At 55.8% G+C, this 20,049-nt stretch carries 24 protein-coding genes, 1 tRNA gene and 1 pseudogene; 10 read left to right on the plus strand and 16 right to left on the minus strand.

Translation table 11 applies throughout. The features are described 5' to 3' along the window. The first annotated feature begins 6 nt into the window (after positions 1–6). Complete coding sequence (locus tag ACM6IR_RS08000) at positions 7–1,230, plus strand: hypothetical protein (protein ID WP_414907191.1); 1,224 nt, start codon at positions 7–9, stop codon at positions 1,228–1,230. A gap of 8 nt (positions 1,231–1,238) precedes the next feature. Here ACM6IR_RS08000 and ACM6IR_RS08005 read toward each other — a convergent pair whose 3' ends face one another. After that, on the minus strand, positions 1,239–2,132 hold the full coding sequence (locus ACM6IR_RS08005; RefSeq protein WP_414907192.1) for a DMT family transporter: 894 nt from the start codon (positions 2,130–2,132) through the stop codon (positions 1,239–1,241). Between the two features lie 135 nt (positions 2,133–2,267). Between ACM6IR_RS08005 and ACM6IR_RS08010 the strand changes: the two genes are divergently transcribed. Then, complete coding sequence (locus ACM6IR_RS08010) at positions 2,268–2,705, plus strand: Lrp/AsnC family transcriptional regulator (RefSeq protein ID WP_414907193.1); 438 nt, start codon at positions 2,268–2,270, stop codon at positions 2,703–2,705. A 66-nt stretch (positions 2,706–2,771) separates the two neighbouring features. Here the strand turns inward: ACM6IR_RS08010 and ACM6IR_RS08015 are convergent, their stop codons facing one another. Further along, positions 2,772–3,443 carry a Bax inhibitor-1/YccA family protein gene (locus ACM6IR_RS08015; protein WP_414907194.1) on the minus strand — a complete coding sequence of 224 codons (672 nt, stop codon included), beginning with the start codon at positions 3,441–3,443 and terminating at the stop codon, positions 2,772–2,774. Positions 3,444–3,566: 123 nt separating this feature from the next. Between ACM6IR_RS08015 and ACM6IR_RS08020 the strand changes: the two genes are divergently transcribed. Both ACM6IR_RS08020 and ACM6IR_RS08025 read left to right on the plus strand, forming a co-directional pair. Then, positions 3,567–3,654: transfer RNA gene (locus tag ACM6IR_RS08020), tRNA-Ser, on the plus strand. Between the two features lie 205 nt (positions 3,655–3,859). Next, complete coding sequence (locus ACM6IR_RS08025) at positions 3,860–4,069, plus strand: hypothetical protein (protein ID WP_090321379.1); 210 nt, start codon at positions 3,860–3,862, stop codon at positions 4,067–4,069. Positions 4,070–4,104: 35 nt separating this feature from the next. Here ACM6IR_RS08025 and ACM6IR_RS08030 read toward each other — a convergent pair whose 3' ends face one another. Beyond that, entirely contained in the window at positions 4,105–4,473 is a 369-nt protein-coding gene (locus ACM6IR_RS08030) for a winged helix-turn-helix transcriptional regulator (RefSeq protein ID WP_414907195.1), read from the minus strand. Between the two features lie 97 nt (positions 4,474–4,570). Between ACM6IR_RS08030 and ACM6IR_RS08035 the strand changes: the two genes are divergently transcribed. The 3 genes from ACM6IR_RS08035 (at position 4,571) to ACM6IR_RS08045 (ending at position 6,806) form a co-directional block, all read left to right on the plus strand. Continuing rightward, entirely contained in the window at positions 4,571–4,897 is a 327-nt protein-coding gene (locus ACM6IR_RS08035; RefSeq protein ID WP_414907196.1) for a nuclear transport factor 2 family protein, read from the plus strand. Further along, positions 4,897–5,676 (plus strand): SDR family oxidoreductase, encoded by a 780-nt coding sequence (locus tag ACM6IR_RS08040; protein ID WP_414907197.1) that lies wholly within the window; start codon positions 4,897–4,899, stop codon positions 5,674–5,676. The genes ACM6IR_RS08035 and ACM6IR_RS08040 overlap by 1 nt, the downstream gene beginning before the upstream one ends. Before the next feature lie 419 nt (positions 5,677–6,095). Next, positions 6,096–6,806, plus strand: a complete 711-nt coding sequence (locus ACM6IR_RS08045; protein ID WP_414907198.1) for an SOS response-associated peptidase family protein — start codon at positions 6,096–6,098, stop codon at positions 6,804–6,806. A 3-nt stretch (positions 6,807–6,809) separates the two neighbouring features. Here ACM6IR_RS08045 and ACM6IR_RS08050 read toward each other — a convergent pair. From ACM6IR_RS08050 to ACM6IR_RS08095, 10 genes and pseudogenes are all read right to left on the minus strand, one after another. Next, positions 6,810–6,989: pseudogene (locus tag ACM6IR_RS08050) on the minus strand (lysis protein); the annotation flags it as partial. 45 nt (positions 6,990–7,034) lie between these two features. Next, positions 7,035–7,550 (minus strand): DUF2514 family protein, encoded by a 516-nt coding sequence (locus ACM6IR_RS08055; protein WP_414907199.1) that lies wholly within the window; start codon positions 7,548–7,550, stop codon positions 7,035–7,037. Further along, complete coding sequence (locus tag ACM6IR_RS08060) at positions 7,547–7,972, minus strand: cell wall hydrolase (protein WP_414907200.1); 426 nt, start codon at positions 7,970–7,972, stop codon at positions 7,547–7,549. The genes ACM6IR_RS08055 and ACM6IR_RS08060 overlap by 4 nt, the downstream gene beginning before the upstream one ends. 57 nt (positions 7,973–8,029) lie before the next feature. Next, the gene (locus ACM6IR_RS08065) at positions 8,030–8,488 is read right to left on the minus strand and encodes a phage tail assembly chaperone (protein ID WP_414907201.1); all 459 of its coding nucleotides are present in this window, start codon (positions 8,486–8,488) and stop codon (positions 8,030–8,032) included. A gap of 12 nt (positions 8,489–8,500) precedes the next feature. After that, entirely contained in the window at positions 8,501–9,697 is a 1,197-nt protein-coding gene (locus tag ACM6IR_RS08070; RefSeq protein ID WP_414907202.1) for a hypothetical protein, read from the minus strand. Position 9,698: 1 nt separating this feature from the next. After that, positions 9,699–12,914, minus strand: a complete 3,216-nt coding sequence (locus tag ACM6IR_RS08075) for a host specificity protein J (RefSeq protein ID WP_414907203.1) — start codon at positions 12,912–12,914, stop codon at positions 9,699–9,701. After that, a complete protein-coding gene (locus ACM6IR_RS08080; protein ID WP_414907204.1) occupies positions 12,911–13,540 on the minus strand; it encodes a tail assembly protein in 630 nt (209 codons plus the stop codon). The genes ACM6IR_RS08075 and ACM6IR_RS08080 overlap by 4 nt, the downstream gene beginning before the upstream one ends. Before the next feature lie 54 nt (positions 13,541–13,594). Continuing rightward, on the minus strand, positions 13,595–14,023 hold the full coding sequence (locus tag ACM6IR_RS08085) for a hypothetical protein (RefSeq protein ID WP_414907205.1): 429 nt from the start codon (positions 14,021–14,023) through the stop codon (positions 13,595–13,597). A gap of 95 nt (positions 14,024–14,118) precedes the next feature. Next, positions 14,119–14,619: a KilA-N domain-containing protein gene (locus tag ACM6IR_RS08090; protein ID WP_414907206.1), complete on the minus strand. Its 501-nt coding sequence runs from the start codon at positions 14,617–14,619 to the stop codon at positions 14,119–14,121. Continuing rightward, positions 14,616–15,458, minus strand: a complete 843-nt coding sequence (locus ACM6IR_RS08095) for a Rha family transcriptional regulator (protein WP_414907207.1) — start codon at positions 15,456–15,458, stop codon at positions 14,616–14,618. The genes ACM6IR_RS08090 and ACM6IR_RS08095 overlap by 4 nt, the downstream gene beginning before the upstream one ends. A 350-nt stretch (positions 15,459–15,808) precedes the next feature. Here ACM6IR_RS08095 and ACM6IR_RS08100 point away from each other — a divergent pair, with 350 nt between their 5' ends. From ACM6IR_RS08100 to ACM6IR_RS08110, 3 genes are all read left to right on the plus strand, one after another. Next, entirely contained in the window at positions 15,809–16,231 is a 423-nt protein-coding gene (locus tag ACM6IR_RS08100) for an Arc family DNA-binding protein (RefSeq protein WP_414907208.1), read from the plus strand. A gap of 63 nt (positions 16,232–16,294) precedes the next feature. Continuing rightward, positions 16,295–16,879, plus strand: coding sequence for a DUF6338 family protein (locus ACM6IR_RS08105; RefSeq protein ID WP_414907209.1), 585 nt, complete (start codon positions 16,295–16,297; stop codon positions 16,877–16,879). Positions 16,880–16,889: 10 nt separating this feature from the next. Continuing rightward, on the plus strand, positions 16,890–17,048 hold the full coding sequence (locus ACM6IR_RS08110) for a hypothetical protein (RefSeq protein WP_414907210.1): 159 nt from the start codon (positions 16,890–16,892) through the stop codon (positions 17,046–17,048). A 726-nt stretch (positions 17,049–17,774) separates the two neighbouring features. Here ACM6IR_RS08110 and ACM6IR_RS08115 read toward each other — a convergent pair. From ACM6IR_RS08115 to ACM6IR_RS08125, 3 genes are read right to left on the minus strand one after another with little or no spacing between them, the layout of a single operon-like run. Continuing rightward, positions 17,775–18,497 carry a C40 family peptidase gene (locus ACM6IR_RS08115; RefSeq protein ID WP_414907211.1) on the minus strand — a complete coding sequence of 241 codons (723 nt, stop codon included), beginning with the start codon at positions 18,495–18,497 and terminating at the stop codon, positions 17,775–17,777. 2 nt (positions 18,498–18,499) lie between these two features. Further along, a complete protein-coding gene (locus ACM6IR_RS08120; RefSeq protein ID WP_414907212.1) occupies positions 18,500–19,723 on the minus strand; it encodes a phage minor tail protein L in 1,224 nt (407 codons plus the stop codon). Beyond that, positions 19,720–20,049 carry a phage tail protein gene (locus ACM6IR_RS08125; RefSeq protein ID WP_414907213.1) on the minus strand — a complete coding sequence of 110 codons (330 nt, stop codon included), beginning with the start codon at positions 20,047–20,049 and terminating at the stop codon, positions 19,720–19,722. The genes ACM6IR_RS08120 and ACM6IR_RS08125 overlap by 4 nt, the downstream gene beginning before the upstream one ends.

Genomic DNA, 20,049 nt, shown 5'->3' on the forward strand with positions numbered 1-20,049 from the left:
ACCCAAATGACAATTAACAATGATCGAATGAGTGTCCGCCAGTTCTTTCCGCCAGCCCGAAATACTCAACCTCATTCAGAGCAATTAATCGAGAGCAAAAAAAAAGGTGCGCATATAGAAATTTCTGACGTACCGGGAAAAGGCAATAGTCATATTGAGAAAATGACCCATCCCCTCGCCGGCCCCAGTGAGTCAGAACCTTGTTCGCCGTACATGATGTATTTACTTGGCGAGCCGTCGGCAGTAGCCTTTGCTGAAAAAGCGCTTCAAGCGCCAAGAAAACAACTGCTGGACAAGTTAGGAATTGACGACACTCAAAAAAAAGAACGTCTGGTTCGTTTGAACGCTGACCAGAACGTAATTTCCAGATTTTATGCCCACACAGCAGAAACGCGACCTACCTCGATGACATTGAACGGCTCTCCTTTTATCGAGCAGCCCCCCACAAAACCTTATTTTTTTAATCAAAAAATAATTACACCGGATTTTACGATACATCGAATCAATGAAAACGCGCAAAAAACAAACCTGCTGTACTGCAAGTTCAGGGACGATAGCGGGATTTTTTTTAATCCAGCTCCGATCAAGCGGCTGGAACACTACAACGAACAAATATATTTGAAAGAATCCAGCTCGCACAACGCTGGAAAATCAACCAATAAAACACAGTATTTTATTGAGATGGCAGACTTTTTAACCCAGAGAGGAACACCTGGCGATTTTATTGTGCAAAATCCACTTGAGAGCAGTAGTGACAAGAACATGCCCCATTTCCAATTCATTCCAGGCGACGTCCCCCTCCCTATTTTTTACCATCCTCCCCGGAGCAGCGACGGTTCAGAGTTACGCATTGTAGACTGGCATCTTCCCGCGCTGCTGAAGACAATTGATACACAGCAGCCTGACTGGAAGGAAACAACTAAATACCTACAAGACCAATGCCAACATTTATTGTCCAGTCAACACATCAGCACCACCCCGGTGTTTAGACTGCTGGAGGATAAAAAAATTGATCTGTATATGATCTTCAAAAAAGACTGCTCGACTGAGTGGAACATGACACCACACGACATTGATTCTACTCCCGGATGGCTGGAGTCCTGCGGTATATTTATTGCCAATACTCCGAAATCCGAAGTGTTCAACAGAAAGGGAGCGCAAGAATATTATGCTACTTACGGTGTAACTGCTGAACACATTGATACTATTAAAAATTTATTTGAAAACTGACTTTTTATCTACTGCTCAACCGCCCGCCGAAACCTCAAACTCCAGCCCTGTTGCATCCCGGCAGCTGCCAGCAGAATCGCGGCGACACCGATCCATTGCAACGGCTCCAGGCGATGGCCGAAGGCAAACCAATCGACAAAAATCGCCGCAATCGGATAAATAAACGACAACGCGCCGGTCAATGCTGTCGGTAATTTCTGTATCGCGCCGTACAGCAGAACGTACATCACACCGGTATGAACGATGCCCAGTGTTATCAGGCTGGCCCATGCACTCGGCGCTTGCGGCAGCGCCGAAAGGTGCGCCAATGGCGCCAGCAACAAGACGCCGGTGGATACCTGGATCAACGCGATCAGATGGGGAGGCGTGCCGGTCAGGCGTTTGATGATCAGCGCGGCAATCGCGTAAAGGAAGGCGGCGCCCAGCGCCAGTCCGATCCCCATCAGGTAGTCATTGCCGCCCTCGCCCGCCGTTCCGTGAGCACTGACAATCGCCAGCATTCCGAGAAACGAAATGCCCAACCAAAACAGTTTCTGCAGGGTGATCTTCTCGTTGAGGAATAAGGCGGCCAACCCCACCAGCATGAACGGCTGAACGTTATAGACAGCGGTGCCGATAGCAATCGAGGCACGGGAGTAGGACGCAAACAACAGCACCCAGTTACCGACAATCGCCACCCCGCTGACAACGGCCAGCAAGAAGGTGGTACGGGTCAAAATACCGGGACGCAGGAAGCCGAATGCCGCGCAAATCAGCAACAAGGTGCCAGCACCGAAAACGCAACGCCAGAACACCACATCCAGCACCGGCTGCCCGGAAACCAGCACGAACCAGCCGATAGTCCCGGAAATCAGCATGGCGGCGGTCATTTCGAATGACCCGTGACGAATTGTTTTGTCCATCATCAGACTCCTGTGTTTGAGACCAAAGTATGCCAATCCACCAAGGGTCTTCTCCAGCGCAAAAAGCAGGCTAAACTTCGCATCTGCCTTTTTTATCAAGGCAGTTTTCATTAATCACCTAATTGGGGTTTCGCCATGACCGACGACATCGACCAAGTGCTGATCAGCGCATTGATGGAGGACTCACGGCGATCGCTCAAGGCTCTGGCGCAAATCAGCGGCCTGTCCTCACCGAGTGTTGCAGAGCGTCTGCGCCGCCTTGAAGAACGAGGCGTGCTCAAGGGCTACACCGTGGAGATAGACCCCAAATGTTTCGGCTATCAACTCCAGGCGATTGTCCGCATCCGCCCACTGCCAGGACAGTTGCAGGAAGTTGAGAGGCAAATCCAGTCCATCCCCGAATTCACCGAGTGCGACAAAGTCACTGGCGACGACTGCTTCATCGCGCGCCTGCATGTGCGTTCGATGGAACAACTGGACACCCTGCTCGACCGCCTCAACACCCACGCCGAAACCAACACGGCGATCGTCAAGAAAACTCCGGTCAAGCGCCGGCTGCCCCCTATGGCATAAGCCCTTGATCCAAATCGCAGACAATAAAAAACCCGCCGTAACGGGTTTTTTACTCATGGCTGGCGATTAATCATCGCGGCTCATGATGCCGAACAGCTGCAACAAGCTGATGAACAGGTTGTAGATCGATACATACAGGCTGATGGTCGCCATGATGTAGTTGCGCTCACCGCCCTGAATGATGGCGCTAGTCTGGAACAAAATGCAGACTGAGGAGAACAGCACGAAACCTGCGCTGATCGCCAGTTGCAGCCCGCTGATCTTGAAGAAGAAGCTGGCCAGCGTTGCCCCCAGCAGCACGAAGAACCCTGCGGTGATGAAGCCGCCGAGGAAGCTCATGTCTTTGCGGGTAATCAGCACATAGGCCGACAGGCCGCCGAATACCAGTGCGGTCATTGCGAAGGCCGAACTGACCACTTCAGCGCCGCCCTGCATGCCCAGGTAGCGGTTGAGGATCGGGCCGAGCAGGAAACCCATGAAACCGGTCAGGGCAAATGCCGACACCAGGCCCCAGGCCGAATCACGAAGCTTGTTGGTGAGAAAGAACAGCCCGTAGAAGCCGATCAGCACCACGAAAACGTTCGGATAGCCGACACGCATCTGCTGGGCAACGTACGCCATCACGCCGCTGAATGCGAGGGTGAGTGCGAGTAAGCCGTAAGTGTTGCGCAGGACGCGGCTAACCTCTAGCTGCTCAGCCTGCACGCTGTTATTAACTGCGTAATCCTGTTCGCGCATGGCGACACTCCTGTTGGTTTGAAACGTTCAGTCGCAAAGATCATAACAGACGCTCTGTAACAAGCGATGGAGAGAGTTTGACAGTGTGTTTCATTCAGGTATTATGGCGCCCGCAACGCAAACGGAGGTGTGGCCGAGTGGTTTAAGGCAACGGTCTTGAAAACCGTCGACTGTAACAGGTCCATGAGTTCGAATCCCATCGCCTCCGCCATCTTTATACGTCAAAGCCCTGATTTTTCAGGGCTTTGTCGTTTCTGGGGTTTGGCAAAGGCGATGCCCCTCGGCATGTGTTCCATAACTATTCTGGACGTGTTCCATAACTCGCCACGTTCTACCCCCTCTCCGGCGTCCTGCCGATCGTTAAATATCCTTCATGTAACACGATGCTACGCTGACCTCATCGCCGAGGATTCACGATGCCAAACTCAGACCTGCTCCCTTCCCTGCTGTTCAAGATCAACGAAAACCAGCTCGCCCTGGAGGCTGCCATCATGGAGCTGACGCTTTGGGTCGAGCAACGCGGAGCAACCGAGGTCGGTGGAAATGTGCGTGGCGCCTTGGAAACGATCGACAAGAATGAAGAGTTCATCAAGATGACGCTCGCGGTACTGATGACACCAGAGTGATCGCTCACAGGCAGAAATCGGCCAGAAGCCGCCTCTCAGCTGGGCTGTGAATCCTGGGTGGAGCAACCTCCTGGTTTGAGCGTCTCGCGTAGTTCCGCCCATCTCAACAGTGCATCTAGTGCCGGACACAGCGCCTGGCCCCACTCTGTCATGCGATATTCCACTTTAGGCGGTACTTGCGGATAGGCGGTGCGATGCACGATGCCATCCGCTTCCAACTGGCGTAACTGCTGGGCGAGCATCTTCTGGGATATCTCGGGGATCAGCTTTTCGAGCTCGGAAAAACGTTGCACCTGGCCTCCGAAGAGGTGGAACAGGATCACCAACTTCCATCGTCCTTCGAGTTGCCTGAGCACTGCTTCCACGCTGCAGGCCGCGGTCGACGGTGTATAAATCTCTCTCATATTTACCTAACTTACTTTTTCGTGCGTTCTTGCCATTTGGTAACCCTATAGCGAGTATGTGGGTGAAGCAATCCTCACATCAGCGAGGTAATGCGCCATGAAAATCGAATTGCCTGAACCGCTCGCCAGCTACCTTGCCGCCGAAAAAAATACCGACATCGAGATATTAGAGCGCTGCTTTAGCAAGGACGCCACCGTGCGCGACGAAGGCCAGACGTACAATGGGCTGGAGGCCATCAAAGCCTGGAAGCAAGCTTCGCAGGCCAAGTATCAATACAGCATCGAGCCATTGAGTAGCTCGCAGAAAGGACAGATCGTGACCCTGCTTGCCCGGCTTACCGGGAACTTCCCTGGTAGCCCGATCGAGCTCACCTACACTGTTGAACTTGCCGACGACAAGATCGCATCCCTGGAGATTCGCTGATGAGCATGGCACTGGGACTTGAAGGCCGCCGGGCGTTGGTCACCGGCGGGACCAAGGGTATTGGTGAAGCCGTTGTCTTTCGCTTGCGCGAGGCTGGTGTAAAAGTCCTGACTGCTGCGCGTTCACGTCCCGAGCACATTCCCGAGGACATCTTCGTCGCGGCGGACATCAGCACCACCGAGGGTTGTGCCAGCGTCGTTGATGCCGTCCATGATCGTCTCGGCGGGCTCGATATCATCGTTCATGTCGCTGGCGGATCATCGGCTCCCGCCGGTGGCTATGCGATGCTCGACGATCAGGAATGGCAACGGGCTCTGGACCTGAACCTGCTCCCGGCAGTTCGCCTCGACCGAGCACTACTGCCCATGCTGCTCAAGCAGGGTTCGGGCGTCATCATCCATGTCACTTCTATCCAGAGCCAGCTGCCGCTACCTGAATCCACACTTGCATACGCTGCCGCCAAGGCCGCGCTTTCGAACTACAGCAAGGGTCTTTCCAAAGAGGTCAGTCCCAAGGGTGTTCGCGTAGTCAGGGTTTCACCGGGATGGGTGGAGACCAAGGCCTCAGTTGCGTTTGTAGAGGAAATCGCGAGGCAGAACGACACGGATTATGAGGGTGGCCGTCAAATAGTGATGGGCTCACTGGGAGGCATCCCGATCGGACGCCCCGCTAGACCAAGCGAAGTCGCCGATCTCATCGCATTCCTCGTCTCGCCGCTTGCGAGCGTCATCACTGGCACTGAATATGTGATTGATGGTGGAACGGTTCCCACAATGTGACGCATTCCTACATCAGCATGAAGAGTGGCTGTGAGCGTGACCCGTACTAGCTTATTGCCGCCCTGATGAGTGAAAGGCGCTTGAAAATGATAAAAATAAGTCAGTCTTCTATTGCCTGAGCGTCCGCAATGGGTCGGTTGCCGTCCTTCGTGTTTGACTGCAGTCGGACATAGATGATTTAAGCCGCCACCATGTCAAGGTGCCCCTAGGCTGACGCAAGCTATTGATACAAAAGGAAAAATTGCCATTTTTAACGAAGTACAAATCAGCCACATCACCCTATAAGAATCAATAACTTAGCGTTGTATATTCCTACAGTAGTTCCCCTTCTCCGGCGTTCTGCCGACCGAACACGGTTCCTAATCATCCATCGTAATGCCAGACGAGCTAAGCTGATATTTCAAGTGGAGGACTCGCCAATGTGCGGAAGACTTTCCCAGTACCGGGGTATCCACGACTTCGTGGCGGCGCTGAGCATGCCCAATGCTCTGGTCAACAGCGTCGGCGATCAGCCGCTCGAGCAGTACAACGTCGCACCTACAACAAGGGTCGCCCTCTTTCGCCAGGAAGGCGACACGCTGCGCGCCGACCTGGTCAGGTGGTGTTGGCGACCGCATTGGGCAACTGACCGGCCAGCGAAACCGAACGGCAGAGTCGAAAAAGTAGCGCATAGCCCATTCTATCGGGCGATCTGGCCACACCGCGCCATTACGCCAATCGACGGGTGGTATGAGTGGGTCGATGAAGGTGGCCCCAAGAAACAGCCCTACCTTATCCGGCGCCGAGATGGTGCCCCTGCCTTCTGCGCCTCAATCGGCCAGTTTACGACCGGCGACCACGCGCCCAGCGAGTATGACGGTTTCGTGATCATCACCGCCGATTCGGCCGGCGGAATGGTGGACATCCACGACCGACGCCCGGTAATACTGGCACCGGAGCTGGCCCGAGAATGGCTTGACCCGGCCACGCCCAAGGAGCGCGCCGAGCATATGATGATTCAACAGGGAGAGCCGTCCGAGGTCTTCGAATGGTTCAAGGTCAGTGCAGCCATTGGCAATGTGCATAACCAAGGAGCCAACCTGATAGAGCGATTCGGCGGCGATGGCGGTGATGTGGTCAATAACGGGTAACACTCAACACGTGATTTCCCGGACGTATGCCTGGCACGCCGCCAATGCAATCAATCCTTGGTCGCCGGCATCGGTGATGCCAATAACTCGTTGAGCATGCGCTGGGTCAAGTCGGGCGCGCGTTCCTCCATGAACCACGCTGCCGGCTTCGGTAACGGTTGGCACTGAGCAGCCACCGGCTGAATACATCGCACACCATCCCGGCGTTCTGCCGACCTAACACAATCCCTATTTCCCCAATCCATCGTAAGCCTGCTCGCAGGTCACTCCCCTGGCTCGGGCTTGGTCAGCAGCTTCAGCCAAATCGCCCGCTCGCTGGTCAGCGCGCTTGAGCACGTCGGCAAGCACCATTGCGGCGCGGGTAGCTGCCGCGCTTGCGGCGGCAGTGCAGGAATTGCCGCTGGCTTCACTGGCTGCGAGGCGATTGGCAAGGTTGTCGGCTGCCCCGCGCAGGCCGACAACAGTAGCGCGAGCGGCGGTAGCATCAGCAGTTGCTTGATCAATGAGCTGTTGGCCATTCTGGATCGCCTTATTGATGGATTGTTGATAGGCCTGTTCTTTCGTGCGCTCGACGGCTTCGTTTACTGCCTTTGCCTGAGCGTCTCGGGTGTCTCGGGCATTCCACTCGGCCTGCCATTTTCCATCTGTGACCGTCACGCCGTGGTGGTAGGTGCCGAATAGCGCGCCGGCCACCAGTGCCAGCGCAGCTATATAAGGAAGGATGCGTAGCCAGAGTGGTTTCATGGCACATCCTTGAAAAACACGTGGTGACCGAGCTTCAGCGTCTGCTTGGCCTTCGCCGCCCAGTCCGGAGCCTTCGGCATGGTGGTCGCGTAATAGTGTGTGGCTCCCCCTGTGGGATCTGGAACCTTGCCATCGATCACCTGGTCAGCGGCAATCCGCGCTTGGGCCAGCTCGCGGAAAGGGATTGGTTTCGTGCCGCTCAGGTAGGCGTAGTTCGGGTCGTTCTTGTTCCAACAGCTGAACTGGTACGGCTTCTGGCACACACCGGCATAGCCCTCGCCCCACCATGACTTGTCCTTGCCGTCGTCCACACGATTGCGGATCGACCAAGCCACGGCGATCTGCCCGACCAGCGCTTCGCCGCGGGCCTCACCCCATAACGTGCGAGCGAGGATGTCTCGATCTTTTTCAGTGACAGGCATACTTTTCTCCAGGCAAAAATAAACCCGCACTTGGCGGGCATCGGAAAAATGAACGGATTACGGGGAGGCAGGCCAAGTCAGCGCTGGCAGACTGCACTCAGGGAAGCCATCAGCTTTTGGCAGATCGCGAAGCGCTTGACGATAATCCAATACGGCTTTGAGTTTGGTGGCTGTTAGTGTTGGTGTTGCGCCGGCCAGCAACTCGTCTTGATGCCTGATTGTCATCCAGTCCGACGAATTCAGAAGTTGTACGCGCTCATTCAAAAGGGCGGACACCTTTGCAGCGTGAATTTCTTCTGGTGTTGGTACCGGATCTGGCTCTGGCAACGGGCGGGCGGTAAGAGTCCAGTCAGTACCATTGAATGTGCAGATTTGAGTGACGTTATCAAAGTCGGGCGGGGCAACTTCTGTAGAGTTTGCCGGGAGAGGAAAAACACCCGGCTCCAGCGGAGACTCAAAGGCGTCTGCTACCCCGATAAACTCCATATTTGTTGGGTCAAAGCTGAAAACAATCATCTTTCTTTATCCTCAATATTTAATGCAAGGCAGCAATGCAATGTTCTTCACCCGCGTTTCTGAACCACTACCCGTCGGGCTCGTGACACCAGAGGACCAGGCAGCAACTGTGGTACTGCCACCGCCGGTGGCTGTAGTGAAGAATGTCGCAGAGCCGTACGTGTGGGTGTGAGCAGGGAATTGATCTGCCTGCAGGCTACCGAACACGCGGCCAGGGTCGAGGCCGGCGCCGCCATCCCAGCCGCGAGCTGACCTGCCGCGAGCATCAGGAACGTTAAACGTGGTCGATCCATCACCAACACCAAACGGGCAGATAACAACGGTTGTTGTAGAGGTGGCCGTTGCATTTGCAGATAGCGTGATGGTGCTTGCACCTACAGCAGTGATAGTCGCGCCAGCTGGAATACCAGGGCCGCTAATCGGCATTCCGACCCACATAGCTTGCGGGCTGGTCACGCTTGAAATGATGTTGCTGCCCGATGTAACCGTGCCCGTAACTTGTGCCGTTATCGCGGCGAACAGCGCGGCGTAAGTGGTGCGCGATACTGCTGTGCCATACGCCGCCAAATATCCACTTGGCGGAGACATTGTCGCAAACCAATCGACGCGCCCCGGCTGATTAAGCAAAGTCATCGCTTGACCAAGCGGCAGCGCGTGCTGACTTTGCGTTGCGTTGGCCACTTGCTCGGCAGCCCCGGTGCAGAACAGCAAGATGTAAGAGCCTCCGCCAACGGAGCTATTCCACTGAGCCCAGCAATCGCCGTTGGCAACGATCTCGCCGCCCTGTAAAGCGCTGTGACCACCGCCTACGAGTGAAACCGTACCCACGCCATCATTTAGCGTGCATGCGCCCGCGTTTGCGTTCTTGGCCTTGAAGCGGAGAACTTGCTGTTCGTTGCGAGCGGTTAGCGCTGGAGTGAAGGCGCAAACATAGGCGTTGGCGACGCCGGTATCGATGGCTGACGAGGTTGAATCAACTGCGTCGCGCAGTGCAGAGTCAAGCGTCCCCATATCAAGCCATGCCGTATTAGCGCTGTTGCGCTGCTTTAACCGGCCCGTGCCCGTGTCCGCCCATAGCTGGCATGGGAAGGTAGGGTTTGGCGTTGCCGCGCCGCTGCTAAGCGTCATGAGCGCCTTCAGTGCGGCGTTAACGTCAGTTCGAAACGTCAACCCCGGACCGTTTGCAATATCCATATCGTGTTGCGACATATCAGTATCCTTTTGCGATGTAGTCAATCGAGCGGCCCGACTGGGCTACTCCGCTGGAATTTCGGATGAACACGGTGAAGCCGGTTGCGCTCTTGCCAGAAACGTCGAGCCAGTCACCAGTCGATAGCCCTTGCGCGGTCAGGCTGATAGCTGGCGGCGCGGCGAACGGCGGCGAATAGCTAATGACCAGACCCGCGGCAGGAACGGCCACGTCATTGCCGCTATCAATGCGATCGGGCATGTCGATAACGACCTCAAGCTTGGAAACCTCGATCCAGTTTGTGGTCTGCGGTACCGACCCGCGCAGCTCAAAATCGAACAGGCGAGCGCGATAGTCGCCAACAACAAAAGGCTTCCATGCCGACCACGCTGCTGGGGAAACGTCTGATGTACGCACCCACAGCGACAGCGACACGCCGTTTGGCGGGTCGCCATCAATGCTGATCAGTGAATCGAAATCCAGCACCGGGTCGATATAGGTTCCGTCGTCGTAAATCGCGGCCTCTACATCGGCGGTCAGTCGGCAGTCGTAGACGTAGCCAAGGTCGGCCGGCGCCGCAAAGCGATAGGATGCCGACAGCTGCGAGCCGCCGAATTTATCGACTTCCGAGAGCAGCGCATCGATGTCCGACACGTCGTCCAGCAGTCCGGCACCCGAGAGCTTGAGTAGCCCGTCGGTAGCTACTGCGTTAACTGCTACCCCCGTGAAATCGGGCGACTCGGTGATGGTCAGCATCACGTTGGCCGGCAAAGGCACTTGAGCATCCGACCAGACCTCTGTGATAGGGCCGCCAACGCCCGACGAGTCGACGGCTCTCGCCAGGTACTTGCCCGGCAGCAACGCCACGACTGACGACGTAGAGCGCCCCGCCACTTCGATTAGTGGCAAAGCAGCGTCCCAGGTAGCCGCGGTGTTGCGCGCATGACGAACTTCGATACTGCCGCCAAGCTTCACGTCCAACTCTGGAACGGGGTTCCATGCTAGAGTCGCCACGCTGTTAATTACATCGAGCCGCAGATCAGTCAGAGCCGATGGCGGCACCAGTAGCGCCAGCGCGGTATAGGTTTGAATTGAGGCCGCACCAGAAAGGCCAAGGGCCGATTTCGGCGTAATGCGAACCGACCACAAGCCAGAGGCTGCAGAATCGAAGTCGATGCTAGGCGTCGACACTTCCCCGACATACTCCCAGTTGCCACCCGGCCTCATTACCTCGATCTGATAGCGCATCGCCCGCGCCGGTTGCGTCCAGCTGACCGATAGTCGTGCGGCAGCCATACCGGTTCCGGTGTCATAGAGCGACTCGAAGAATGTCAGCTGACCAACTGGATCAGGCTTGGCCAGGTTAACGATGCTGGTCGGGTTGTCGATGTCCGGCGTGCCGTACTCGACCTCATTGAACTTGTCCGGATCGAATGCTACGGCGCTGATCGCGTACGTTCCATCGTCGCCCTCGCTAATACCAACAACGCGAAACTTCTGCGTATCCAGCGCAGCTGTCGAGAACACCCATGGAGCAGAGGCCAGAGGTGCAGAGGCCAGCGGTGGCGATACGTCGATTTGTGTTGCACCGACCGGAACCGTGACATTCGCACGGGCATAGCTGCCATCACGCATTATCACGCTGACCACACCAGCACCCGCCATACCGATAGGAGCATCCAGCAGGAGGGTTGAAGCCGTGCTGCCAGTCAGCAGTCGCCCACCATTGCGTGCGCCGGCCCGATTGGCATCAGCGACGTCGATGATATCGCCCGGAAGCGGAATTGCGCCGTCTGCACCGACAGCAAACGTAACAGCCTCAGACTCGGCGTACAGCAGCCAACGACCCAAGCGTCGAGCCTGACCGCGCGAAGTGCAACCGATGGCCACAACGTCGCTCTGCTGAATGCGTCCCCACTTCGCGATCAGCTCGGGACGCTCGACCACCTCGACCGTCTGCTTGTATTGCTGGTTCGGGTCGTTCCAGGTGACGGCAGCAACGTTATAGCGCTGATCGGAGGAAACCGACTGGTAATTGAAGTCACCACCGACCACGCTGGAGTTATTGAACAGGTATCGACTGGAGCGCGGCGCGTCCTGCACCGCTGTAAGCGTGCCGCCCGCCCAAAAGCAAATAGCGCGGAACACAGAAACCATATCGTTTATCAGCTTCCAGGCGTCCTGCTGAGTGGTCAGCGCGAGGTTGCAGGTAAAACGCGGCTCCCAGCCGCCGTAACCGTTTGGAACCATCGCATCGCAATACTGGGCGATGTTGTACAGCGACCACTTATCGACCAGCGCCGTGTCGAGCAAGCCGCCCAACCCATAGCGGGTATTGGTCAGCATGTCGTACCAGACCCAGGCCGGATTATCAGACCATGCGCGCTTAAACGAGCCGTTCCATGATCCGCTGTAAGTGCGTGTTGCGGGGTTGTAGTTGCTTGGAACCAAAACCTTTAGGCCGCGCACCATGAAGGCCATGCGCGGAATGCTGGCGAACTGCTGAGCATCAATGCTGACGCCGCACAGCGCGGTATTCGGATAGCGCAGCTTCTCGTCCCACAACAGGGTCATGCTGTCGAAGAAGGTGCGGTTCTGGATCGTAGAACTTGTCGAGTCGCCCCCCATTCGGGTTGCGCGGATATAGCGCGGCAGGCCGCCAGATACCGGCAAACGCAGATAGTACGAAAACTGCGTGCGGCTCATGGTTTTGCCATTGATCAAAATGTCTTCGCACATCTGATACCACGCGCCGCTGCCAAGCTTGGCCTCTAGGCGAAAAAGCGCAGAAGAGCCACCCGTGTCGCCGTTCTGCGTGTTCTGTGAGAACAGCTGCGGAACGCTGACAGTCACGCGGACTGCATCAGCATCGGTATCAGTGATGGCGCGCTCGATAGGAATCCATCCTTTCAGCTCGACGCCAACGGACTGCTCGGCCTCAAGTCCAGTGATCGGCATATAGCCCTGCCATTGGGTGCCGGTGCGCGTATCGATGCTGACGCTGGAAAAGTTGTAGCTGCCGTCGGAGTTCTGCAGCGGCACATCGTCGAAGAAGATCCCCTGGTCGCCGCCGACGATGCCTTCTATCTCACCCTCGCAGATTGCATGCAGCACCCGCACATGTTGACGTGAACGCAGGCTATCCGGGGCCTCTACGGCGGCGCGCACGGAGCTACTGTTACTACTGCTTCCACCACCCTTCCCGCCCCCCTTTCTGCCGACAATTACTTCGCTCATACCGGTAGAGCCTCCGACCAGGTGCCAACTGTGATAACGCTGGAGCCGACCAGCATCTTGCCGTAGACCACCGGGACCGGCAGGCCCTGCTGCGTCGAGTTGAAAGCGCCGTTGAACAGGTAGCTGGGTTTGTTTTCGGTGCTGGCCTGCTCTTGCTGGCTGCCTGACTTCGAACTTGGGACTGGTGTGAGCATCTGCACGACGCCGCCAATGGTCATGGCGATGCCGACCTGCATCATTGGCGTACCAATCCACGCCAGGGCGCCGCCGGAGAAGTAGTTGATAGCGGCGCCAACCACGATCAGTGCAACTCCCATTACAGTCTGGAACAAGCCACCATTCTTACTGCCTGCAATGATGGGAACGATGCGAATTTCCCTCGTTCCGCTCAAGGTGAACTCACCCTCCCCGACATTCTCGCGGTTACGGAAGATGGCGAAGCGTATGCCCAGGCGCGACAGTCGCATGATCTCATCCGTAAAACCTTCAACGGTGTTCCTTAGGGCGCCGAACACCTCATTGGCGGTGCCACTTTCGAGCAATTTCTCATGCTTTCTGCCAAATTTCTGAGCCAGGCTGCCGGACAGTTTGATGGTGGTAATTGGTTGGTTATTGGAAGCAGACATGCTTTTCTCCGGGCAATAAAAAACCGCCCGGAGGCGGTTTGTAAGCTATCTGAGTTAAAAAGAGCTAGGCCTGATATCCAGCCCTGCCTGTGAGTCGCCGCCGATACGAAATCGCTTGGTCTGGTTATTTGTCAGGCTGACTGATTGCTCTTTGAGCATGTTTGTCCAGCTACACATTCCGCCGCCACTTTTGTCGACCCCCATGCCAACAAGGTGGTCGCCAACGGGAACAAAAAAGCTGACTACCTCGCCAGTATCGATCCTCGCTGCAAGTTGCCCATCAACATGGACAGCCAGGAAGCATCCTCCACCCAAGAAGCCGGTATCGCGTGTTACGAGTATCGTTCCATACGGCACAGTTGGCTTGCTCTGGAGCAATACAGCACGATCAGCCGGTACTGGCTTTGCTTTTTCCGCTGGTACTGGCGATGTAACGCACCCAGCCAGCGCAATAAGCGCCAAAGCACCTACAAATATTTTCATGTCGGTCCCTCGTTGAGATATCGCAAGACTTTATCATCAACGTGGGAGCAACACGAAAGCCCCGCATAGGCGGGGTTCTTCGGGTTCGTGAGATGTTAGGCGGCGTCGAGCGTTAGCGTGAGCTGTAATTGCTCTCGCCAATACTCCACGCGATTCTCAAGAGCAGGTTTTTGCCATCGCCATGCGGCAAGGCCCCTTCCTTGGAGGCTTGCAAGGTCTTTACGATGATCGAGCGCTTTGCATGCGTTTTCAAATTGCTGCCGAGCCCCCAAATCACCATGGAGAATCGAGTCAATTTGAAGGTCGCACCAAACAGCGAATCTGACATCCAGCCATTGCGCAAATCGAACGCCCAGCTTCGGGTGAAGCCATGTCCCGCCGTGGTGGCGCCCCCGGCGAGTTTCTAAAAGTGACTCAGGATCACAATTAAGAACCTCGCCCAGGATCTTGAGATATTGCCTCGTCTCATCCTGCTTGAGCCAGTCGACAGGACGCTTACCAAAAGGTCTGGCGATTTCGGTAGCATTTATCCAGCCGTCAGTATTAAAGCTGATCTCTTTGCCATCGTAATCAAACGGGATGATCGTCGAGTTCATGCTGCCTCCCTTCGGGTAGCTTTGAAGAGTGATCGCCTACGCAGGTTCTCGGTCGCCAACGCTACGAACTGGAACATCTCCTCCGTCGAGACTGGCATATCCCCATCCACTAGCATCGATTTCATAAACTGCTGTCGCGACAGGACGAACGCATTCATTGGCACAGGGGTGATTTGCTTATTACCGTTAGGATCGGCGCTGATCAGATAGCGCTCGCATTCGCCAAGCTTCTTCGGGATCGCGCTCGACAGACGAGGGATGTATTCACCCTCGATCGCATAGCTCGCGATGAAATTGCAGGCTGCATCCATCTGGTCAGCGGGTATCAGCTCCATGCGAGGAACATCGAATCGCGCGTGGAGTGCAGACGCAAGCTTGGCAGTTGCACTGCGCTGTTGATCAACACCCAGCTTGGCTACGCGGCAGCGCATCACATTGCTGAGGGTGCGCGCACCTTCTGCTCCAAGAGCTTCTGATACCGCCTTCGCTACGAGCGCCTTGCTAGAAAGACCAAGCCGCTCTGCCATCCAGTTGAAGGCGGAAATGTAGCCCTCCTTGATTGCTGCAGCCTTTTTGCCGGTGAAGCCCATGACCAGGAACATGAAGCCGTCTTTGGTCATTTCAAAGGCTTCATAAGTATTGCCGCGATGCTCAAATTGAACCGACGAAAAGTTGTCGGTTAAAAATTGAGCAGAGCACTCAAGGCTTCTCACCTTTGCGATCACGTGGTTATGCAGCTTTTCAAATGCTGCTGCGACCTGCTGAGTGGACGTGAACGCCTCGCCGTTTCGGGCTTCCACAAATTTGCGCATATCCACGACTGTGTTAGTATTTTGCATGTGATCTTTCTCCAGACTGATCTCGTTACCTGAAACCCCTTGCGCTCGAACGCTTGGGGTTTTTTTATGCCTGTCCGATTTGTTCATCTCGCTGCATTGCCTCCCTCAGAGCCTTCCCGACTAGCCAATTCTGGCTGCGCTGTTCCCGCCGAGCCTTCTTTTCAAGCCACGCTTTAATGTCTGGTTCTGCGCGGAAAACTACCTGAGCCATTTCGCGTACTTTCATCACTCCTCCGTGTGCATCACCGTTGTGCACGAAACAAATGTATAACGGTGATGCATTGCCGTCAATACCACCGTGATGCATTCTCCCCGGTAAACCTAGTAAACAAATAGTTGACCGAGTTGACATGAGCCGAACCGACCCGCAATTCAATTTGCGCATACCCGAGTCTCTTCGCGATTGGGTAATGACAGCCGCAAAGCAGAACAAACGGTCTGCTACCGCAGAAATACTTGCTCGACTGGAGCGAAGCTTTACTGAGCCGGACAATATGGGGGTATGTGATCTCGACCGAATGGATCCTGAAAGCGTCTTTTACACCCAGTCTGCGGGTGACCCCGGAGTGACCTTCAAAATCGACAAGGAAAAGCTCATTGCTGTCGATGAAGTACACCGAACAACAGCCCTTGGCCCAGGGGGCGCCCCAGACCAAAAAGTTAGCGAAGCTTTACGCCGGGCCTTCAAGGCGCTTGAGGAGATCGACATGATGGTGGGACTAACCGCCACCCCAAAGGGGCCAAAATCTAGGAAGCGTTACCCGAAGGAATAACTCAAGCCCGGCCCGCCGGGCTTTTTCAGATCAAATACCGGGTCAGCTAACAAGGAGTGTTTAATGGAAGGCCTTTCCGCTGAGGTGATACCAGTTCTCCAGCAGCTAATGCCTGGTTTTTTGGCGATGATCGTTTTCTACTGGTTTGCAGAAATTCCGAAGCCAGCATATTTTGAAAAGATATTACAGGCGCTCATCACCACGGCAGTTATTCAGGTCTTCGTCGCTGGCACCGAGAGGTTGTGCTACTTGATAGGCGACTTTTATTCCTTCGGTCAGTGGGATGAAGCCTCGACAAGTTGGACCTCTATTGTTTTTGCCATTGTGACGGGTCTTGTCCTTGCGTATTTGTGCAATAACGACATTGCATTTTCCCTTGCTAGAAAGCTTAGCCTGACCACTCGCGCCTCGCAGGGGGACGCCATCCACATCTACAAGCAAATGGCCGCGCACGCAGTGATAATTCACTTCAACGATGGGCGGCGAATGATGGGTTACATCGACGCTTTCCCTAATGATAGGCAAACAGGTGCTTATTTGATAAGCAGCCCGCATTGGATAGAAGACGAGGTGGCGATCCCGTCGACGCAGACACACTCCTACATGATCCTAGGGACAGACGTCCAGCGGGTCGAATTCTTGAACTGAGGTGAACATAATGAGTGATAAGCGACTTACTGAAGAGCTTCTGCAGAAAGGCTTGCTGAGGGATCTGCATGAAGGTTTCAATGTCAACCCGCCGGGCAACAGAAACGCACTACCCGCGAGCGTCCCGAAAGCACCACCACAGCCACCAGAAAAACCAAAAAATGGCTGAGGATCCCAACATGACTGCTGAAGAGCGGGAAGTACTTCGCAAGCTCAGGAGTGGGGAGCTGACCTATTCTCCCGAAAATTTCGTGCGGCCCAATGTAATACGCCGGCCGTTGCCGTCAGTTGTTCCTAAGGCGCCGCCACCGGCACCGGAAAATTCTAGATAGGAGGGCCGTATGACTTCAAAACAAAAGACCGGGTCTACTCTGGCTCAAGACGGCTTGTCGCCGCAGAGCATTCTTAGGCGCCCGATGCCTGCGACACCCTCCAAGGAACCACCGCCACCACCACCTAAGCAACCGTCTTGATCATGAGCCCGTTTCCACGGGCTTTTTCATGCGTGCCAGATGCAAAAAGCCCGGCGCGGGGCCGGGCTCTGGGTACAGCCATCGGAACTCTAGAGCGAGCGCATCTCGGTTAGCGCCCGAGCAATGCAATATGGAATCACTGCGCAAGCTAAGCCCATGGCAGCTGAAGCCGCTTCTTGCGGCGCGCCTTGCGCCAAGGCTACGCCGCCGAACCCAATAACAGCACCAATTAACGACATTATGATGGTGACAATCCACATAAACTTGGCCAATTTCATTCCCTTATTTGGTAAGCGTTATCCGACTACTGATTCTATTTGAACCCCTCGCGACTCGGAACTTACAGCGGCCTCAGACCATTAGTCAATTTGCCATCATTCGATGCTCTCTCTCTTGTAGTGCTGCCTTGCGGCGTTACAGCATCAAATGGTTGGCAATACACCTTTGTACCTGAGGATATGGGTCGTGCATTCGCGGTAGGCGCGACCGTAAACCTCCCGGCAGCTCAAACGACCATATAGGTGATGCAGCAACACATCGCCCTCAAGCCAGATGGCACCGTGACACGGTGTTGGGCTGCCGATGGCCATAACAATCAAATCGCCCGGCTCTGGAGTTGCAACAGGAACAAAGCCGGCCTTCGCGAAGTTATCGACATACAGGCTCTCGCCGTTGTGCCACCAATCATCCTTGCGGTGGAAATCCATCAGCTCAACTCCGAGTTCCTGCCGGTAGTAGTCGCGGACCAGGGTGTAACAGTCGATTGCCCCGTGAACGAAGACCCGGCCTTCCAGCGGCATTTCACCGGCAGCCGGCATTACGTGCCAGGTTGCAGCGCCATCCTTCAGCCCGACAATCCACCAGGTCATGCGGCTGGCCGCGTGACTCGCGATGTCATGCAGGCTCGGCTCGGGACCGGCATCCGGGTGTGAATGCACGACGGCAATGATGTCGCCCAGGTCTTCGGTGGCGGCGTAGTCCTCAGGGTGCAGAATGAAGTGATCAGCCTCTTCTGACTGGTTGCGGCACGGCACATAGGCCGGCTTGCCGCGCACGCTGACGACCAGACCGACCGACTCACGCGGGTACTCGGCACGGGCATGCGCTTCGGCGTCAGCTCGGCACTTGCTGAATAGTTCGCTCATGGTTAAAGCCTCGGAACGCGGGCAATGCCCGGGAAGCCGGCGAAAGGAAGCTCGCCATTTTCACCGAAACGCAGCTTGCAGCCGATCATGGAGCGACTGCACTGATCCTTGCTGATATCGCTGGTCGGCCGGTCGGCATAGTCCGCCACCGGCCCGCCGCCATAGCCGCACTCGCCAGAGCGGTACGCCCATAGGCAAGTGCCGGCTACCACTTGGCGGCGCGGCAGCTTGACGCCTTGCAGGTCGAGCGGCGAGCCGAGTTCGAACTCGATGGCGGCCGGCGTCTCGTTGGCCTTGCGCGTGATGTTCCAGGTTTCGACTGGGTACTCTTCGGCCGGGTTGGCGTTTGGGTTCCAGCTGGCGCCAGTCTTCTGGTAAGCCAGCAATCCACGCGACCTTGTTACCTGCATGCTTGAGACGTACACGCCGCTGACCCCGTCGCCCGCATATGTTTCACTTCCTGAAGCATCGCGAGGGATGACTCGGAAATCGAACGAGGTTGCCGACGGATCTAACAGGCCAGAGCACCAGATCAGATAAGATCCGCCGCCAAGATCCAGCAGGCCCCGGTCCTGGCTTGCCGCGGCTAGCGTCAGACCAGTTTGCAAATCCATGTAGTTGTCAGCACGGAAGCCAATATTATCAGCCAGGCGAATACGCACCTGGGGCCGGCTTACGTCGCGCAGTTTGACCACGGCCGACACGGTGTAATACTCGCCAGGGAATGCCGCTCCAACCTGTTTAACTTGGTGAGTGGTGCCCGCCCCCTCGACCAGCTGGCTTACCTGCGATCCATACGGATCAGTCAGCGCTGGCAGCGATGCGGTCACTCCCGACTTCGTCCACACCGCTTGCGTCGCATCTTCCGACCACAACAGATAGTTGCTCTTGGCGAAATTGACTGAATCCAGGTACTTGACCATTGTGCGACGACGCTTGAGCTTCACGCCGAGCAGGTCTTCGTACTGCCTGCACAGTGCCGAAACGTTCCCGCCAAAATTGCCGACCTGCAGTTTTGGGCGGGCCGGCGAGCCTTGGCTTGGTGTAGCGAACTCCTGAGCCTGGATCGGCCACGGCGTGTATGGGTTGCCCTGCCAGATGACTACCCCCAACATTTCGTTGACCCCGGCGTGAAAGCGAAGCGTCTGGTCAGGCAAAACAAGTTCGAAGCCTTCCCAAATCGTCAGGCCTTTCGCGAGCGAAAGCTGACCTTGTAGTTCACTCATTCGTAAACCTCTTCAAAGGTCGCTGACAGACTGTCGATGCCGCGCACCACATCGGTACGCGTCCACTCGCGACAAACAAAAACCCCGGCAGGATGGCCGGGGTGCGTGTAGCTGAAGGCATCGATGGCGCCTCGGGCGATCAGGAAGGCGTCGATAGCATCGATCTCTGACGTGATCCGCTTGAACGTCAGCGAGTATTTTCGCGGCTGCCGGTTGATTCCGGTCCCCTGCCGCTGCTCATACCCATTGCCGAACTTGATTACCTTGACGGTCGGGGTAATCACCCGCGAGGCGTCATATGTTGCCCGCCATGTAAATGTCAGCAT

Origin of the sequence: Pseudomonas sp. IT-P253 (assembly GCF_949768125.1) — a bacterium.
Taxonomy (GTDB): Bacteria; Pseudomonadota; Gammaproteobacteria; order Pseudomonadales; family Pseudomonadaceae; genus Aquipseudomonas.

Bases quoted from the DNA above. Each gene is read 5' to 3' on its own strand.
- ACM6IR_RS08075 (WP_414907203.1), bottom strand. From the start codon at position 12,914: ATGAGCGAAGTAATTGTCGGCAGAAAGGGGGGCGGGAAGGGTGGTGGA.
- ACM6IR_RS08105 (WP_414907209.1), top strand. From the start codon at position 16,295: ATGGAAGGCCTTTCCGCTGAGGTGATACCAGTTCTCCAGCAGCTAATG.
- ACM6IR_RS08005 (WP_414907192.1), bottom strand. From the start codon at position 2,132: ATGGACAAAACAATTCGTCACGGGTCATTCGAAATGACCGCCGCCATG.
- ACM6IR_RS08060 (WP_414907200.1), bottom strand. From the start codon at position 7,972: ATGCCTGTCACTGAAAAAGATCGAGACATCCTCGCTCGCACGTTATGG.
- ACM6IR_RS08025 (WP_090321379.1), top strand. From the start codon at position 3,860: ATGCCAAACTCAGACCTGCTCCCTTCCCTGCTGTTCAAGATCAACGAA.
- ACM6IR_RS08125 (WP_414907213.1), bottom strand. From the start codon at position 20,049: ATGCTGACATTTACATGGCGGGCAACATATGACGCCTCGCGGGTGATT.
- ACM6IR_RS08090 (WP_414907206.1), bottom strand. From the start codon at position 14,619: ATGAACTCGACGATCATCCCGTTTGATTACGATGGCAAAGAGATCAGC.
- ACM6IR_RS08080 (WP_414907204.1), bottom strand. From the start codon at position 13,540: ATGTCTGCTTCCAATAACCAACCAATTACCACCATCAAACTGTCCGGC.
- ACM6IR_RS08065 (WP_414907201.1), bottom strand. From the start codon at position 8,488: ATGATTGTTTTCAGCTTTGACCCAACAAATATGGAGTTTATCGGGGTA.
- ACM6IR_RS08045 (WP_414907198.1), top strand. From the start codon at position 6,096: ATGTGCGGAAGACTTTCCCAGTACCGGGGTATCCACGACTTCGTGGCG.
- ACM6IR_RS08040 (WP_414907197.1), top strand. From the start codon at position 4,897: ATGAGCATGGCACTGGGACTTGAAGGCCGCCGGGCGTTGGTCACCGGC.
- ACM6IR_RS08015 (WP_414907194.1), bottom strand. From the start codon at position 3,443: ATGCGCGAACAGGATTACGCAGTTAATAACAGCGTGCAGGCTGAGCAG.
- ACM6IR_RS08085 (WP_414907205.1), bottom strand. From the start codon at position 14,023: ATGAAAATATTTGTAGGTGCTTTGGCGCTTATTGCGCTGGCTGGGTGC.
- ACM6IR_RS08000 (WP_414907191.1), top strand. From the start codon at position 7: ATGACAATTAACAATGATCGAATGAGTGTCCGCCAGTTCTTTCCGCCA.
- ACM6IR_RS08070 (WP_414907202.1), bottom strand. From the start codon at position 9,697: ATGTCGCAACACGATATGGATATTGCAAACGGTCCGGGGTTGACGTTT.
- ACM6IR_RS08010 (WP_414907193.1), top strand. From the start codon at position 2,268: ATGACCGACGACATCGACCAAGTGCTGATCAGCGCATTGATGGAGGAC.
- ACM6IR_RS08030 (WP_414907195.1), bottom strand. From the start codon at position 4,473: ATGAGAGAGATTTATACACCGTCGACCGCGGCCTGCAGCGTGGAAGCA.
- ACM6IR_RS08110 (WP_414907210.1), top strand. From the start codon at position 16,890: ATGAGTGATAAGCGACTTACTGAAGAGCTTCTGCAGAAAGGCTTGCTG.
- ACM6IR_RS08035 (WP_414907196.1), top strand. From the start codon at position 4,571: ATGAAAATCGAATTGCCTGAACCGCTCGCCAGCTACCTTGCCGCCGAA.
- ACM6IR_RS08115 (WP_414907211.1), bottom strand. From the start codon at position 18,497: ATGAGCGAACTATTCAGCAAGTGCCGAGCTGACGCCGAAGCGCATGCC.
- ACM6IR_RS08095 (WP_414907207.1), bottom strand. From the start codon at position 15,458: ATGCAAAATACTAACACAGTCGTGGATATGCGCAAATTTGTGGAAGCC.
- ACM6IR_RS08055 (WP_414907199.1), bottom strand. From the start codon at position 7,550: ATGAAACCACTCTGGCTACGCATCCTTCCTTATATAGCTGCGCTGGCA.
- ACM6IR_RS08120 (WP_414907212.1), bottom strand. From the start codon at position 19,723: ATGAGTGAACTACAAGGTCAGCTTTCGCTCGCGAAAGGCCTGACGATT.
- ACM6IR_RS08100 (WP_414907208.1), top strand. From the start codon at position 15,809: ATGAGCCGAACCGACCCGCAATTCAATTTGCGCATACCCGAGTCTCTT.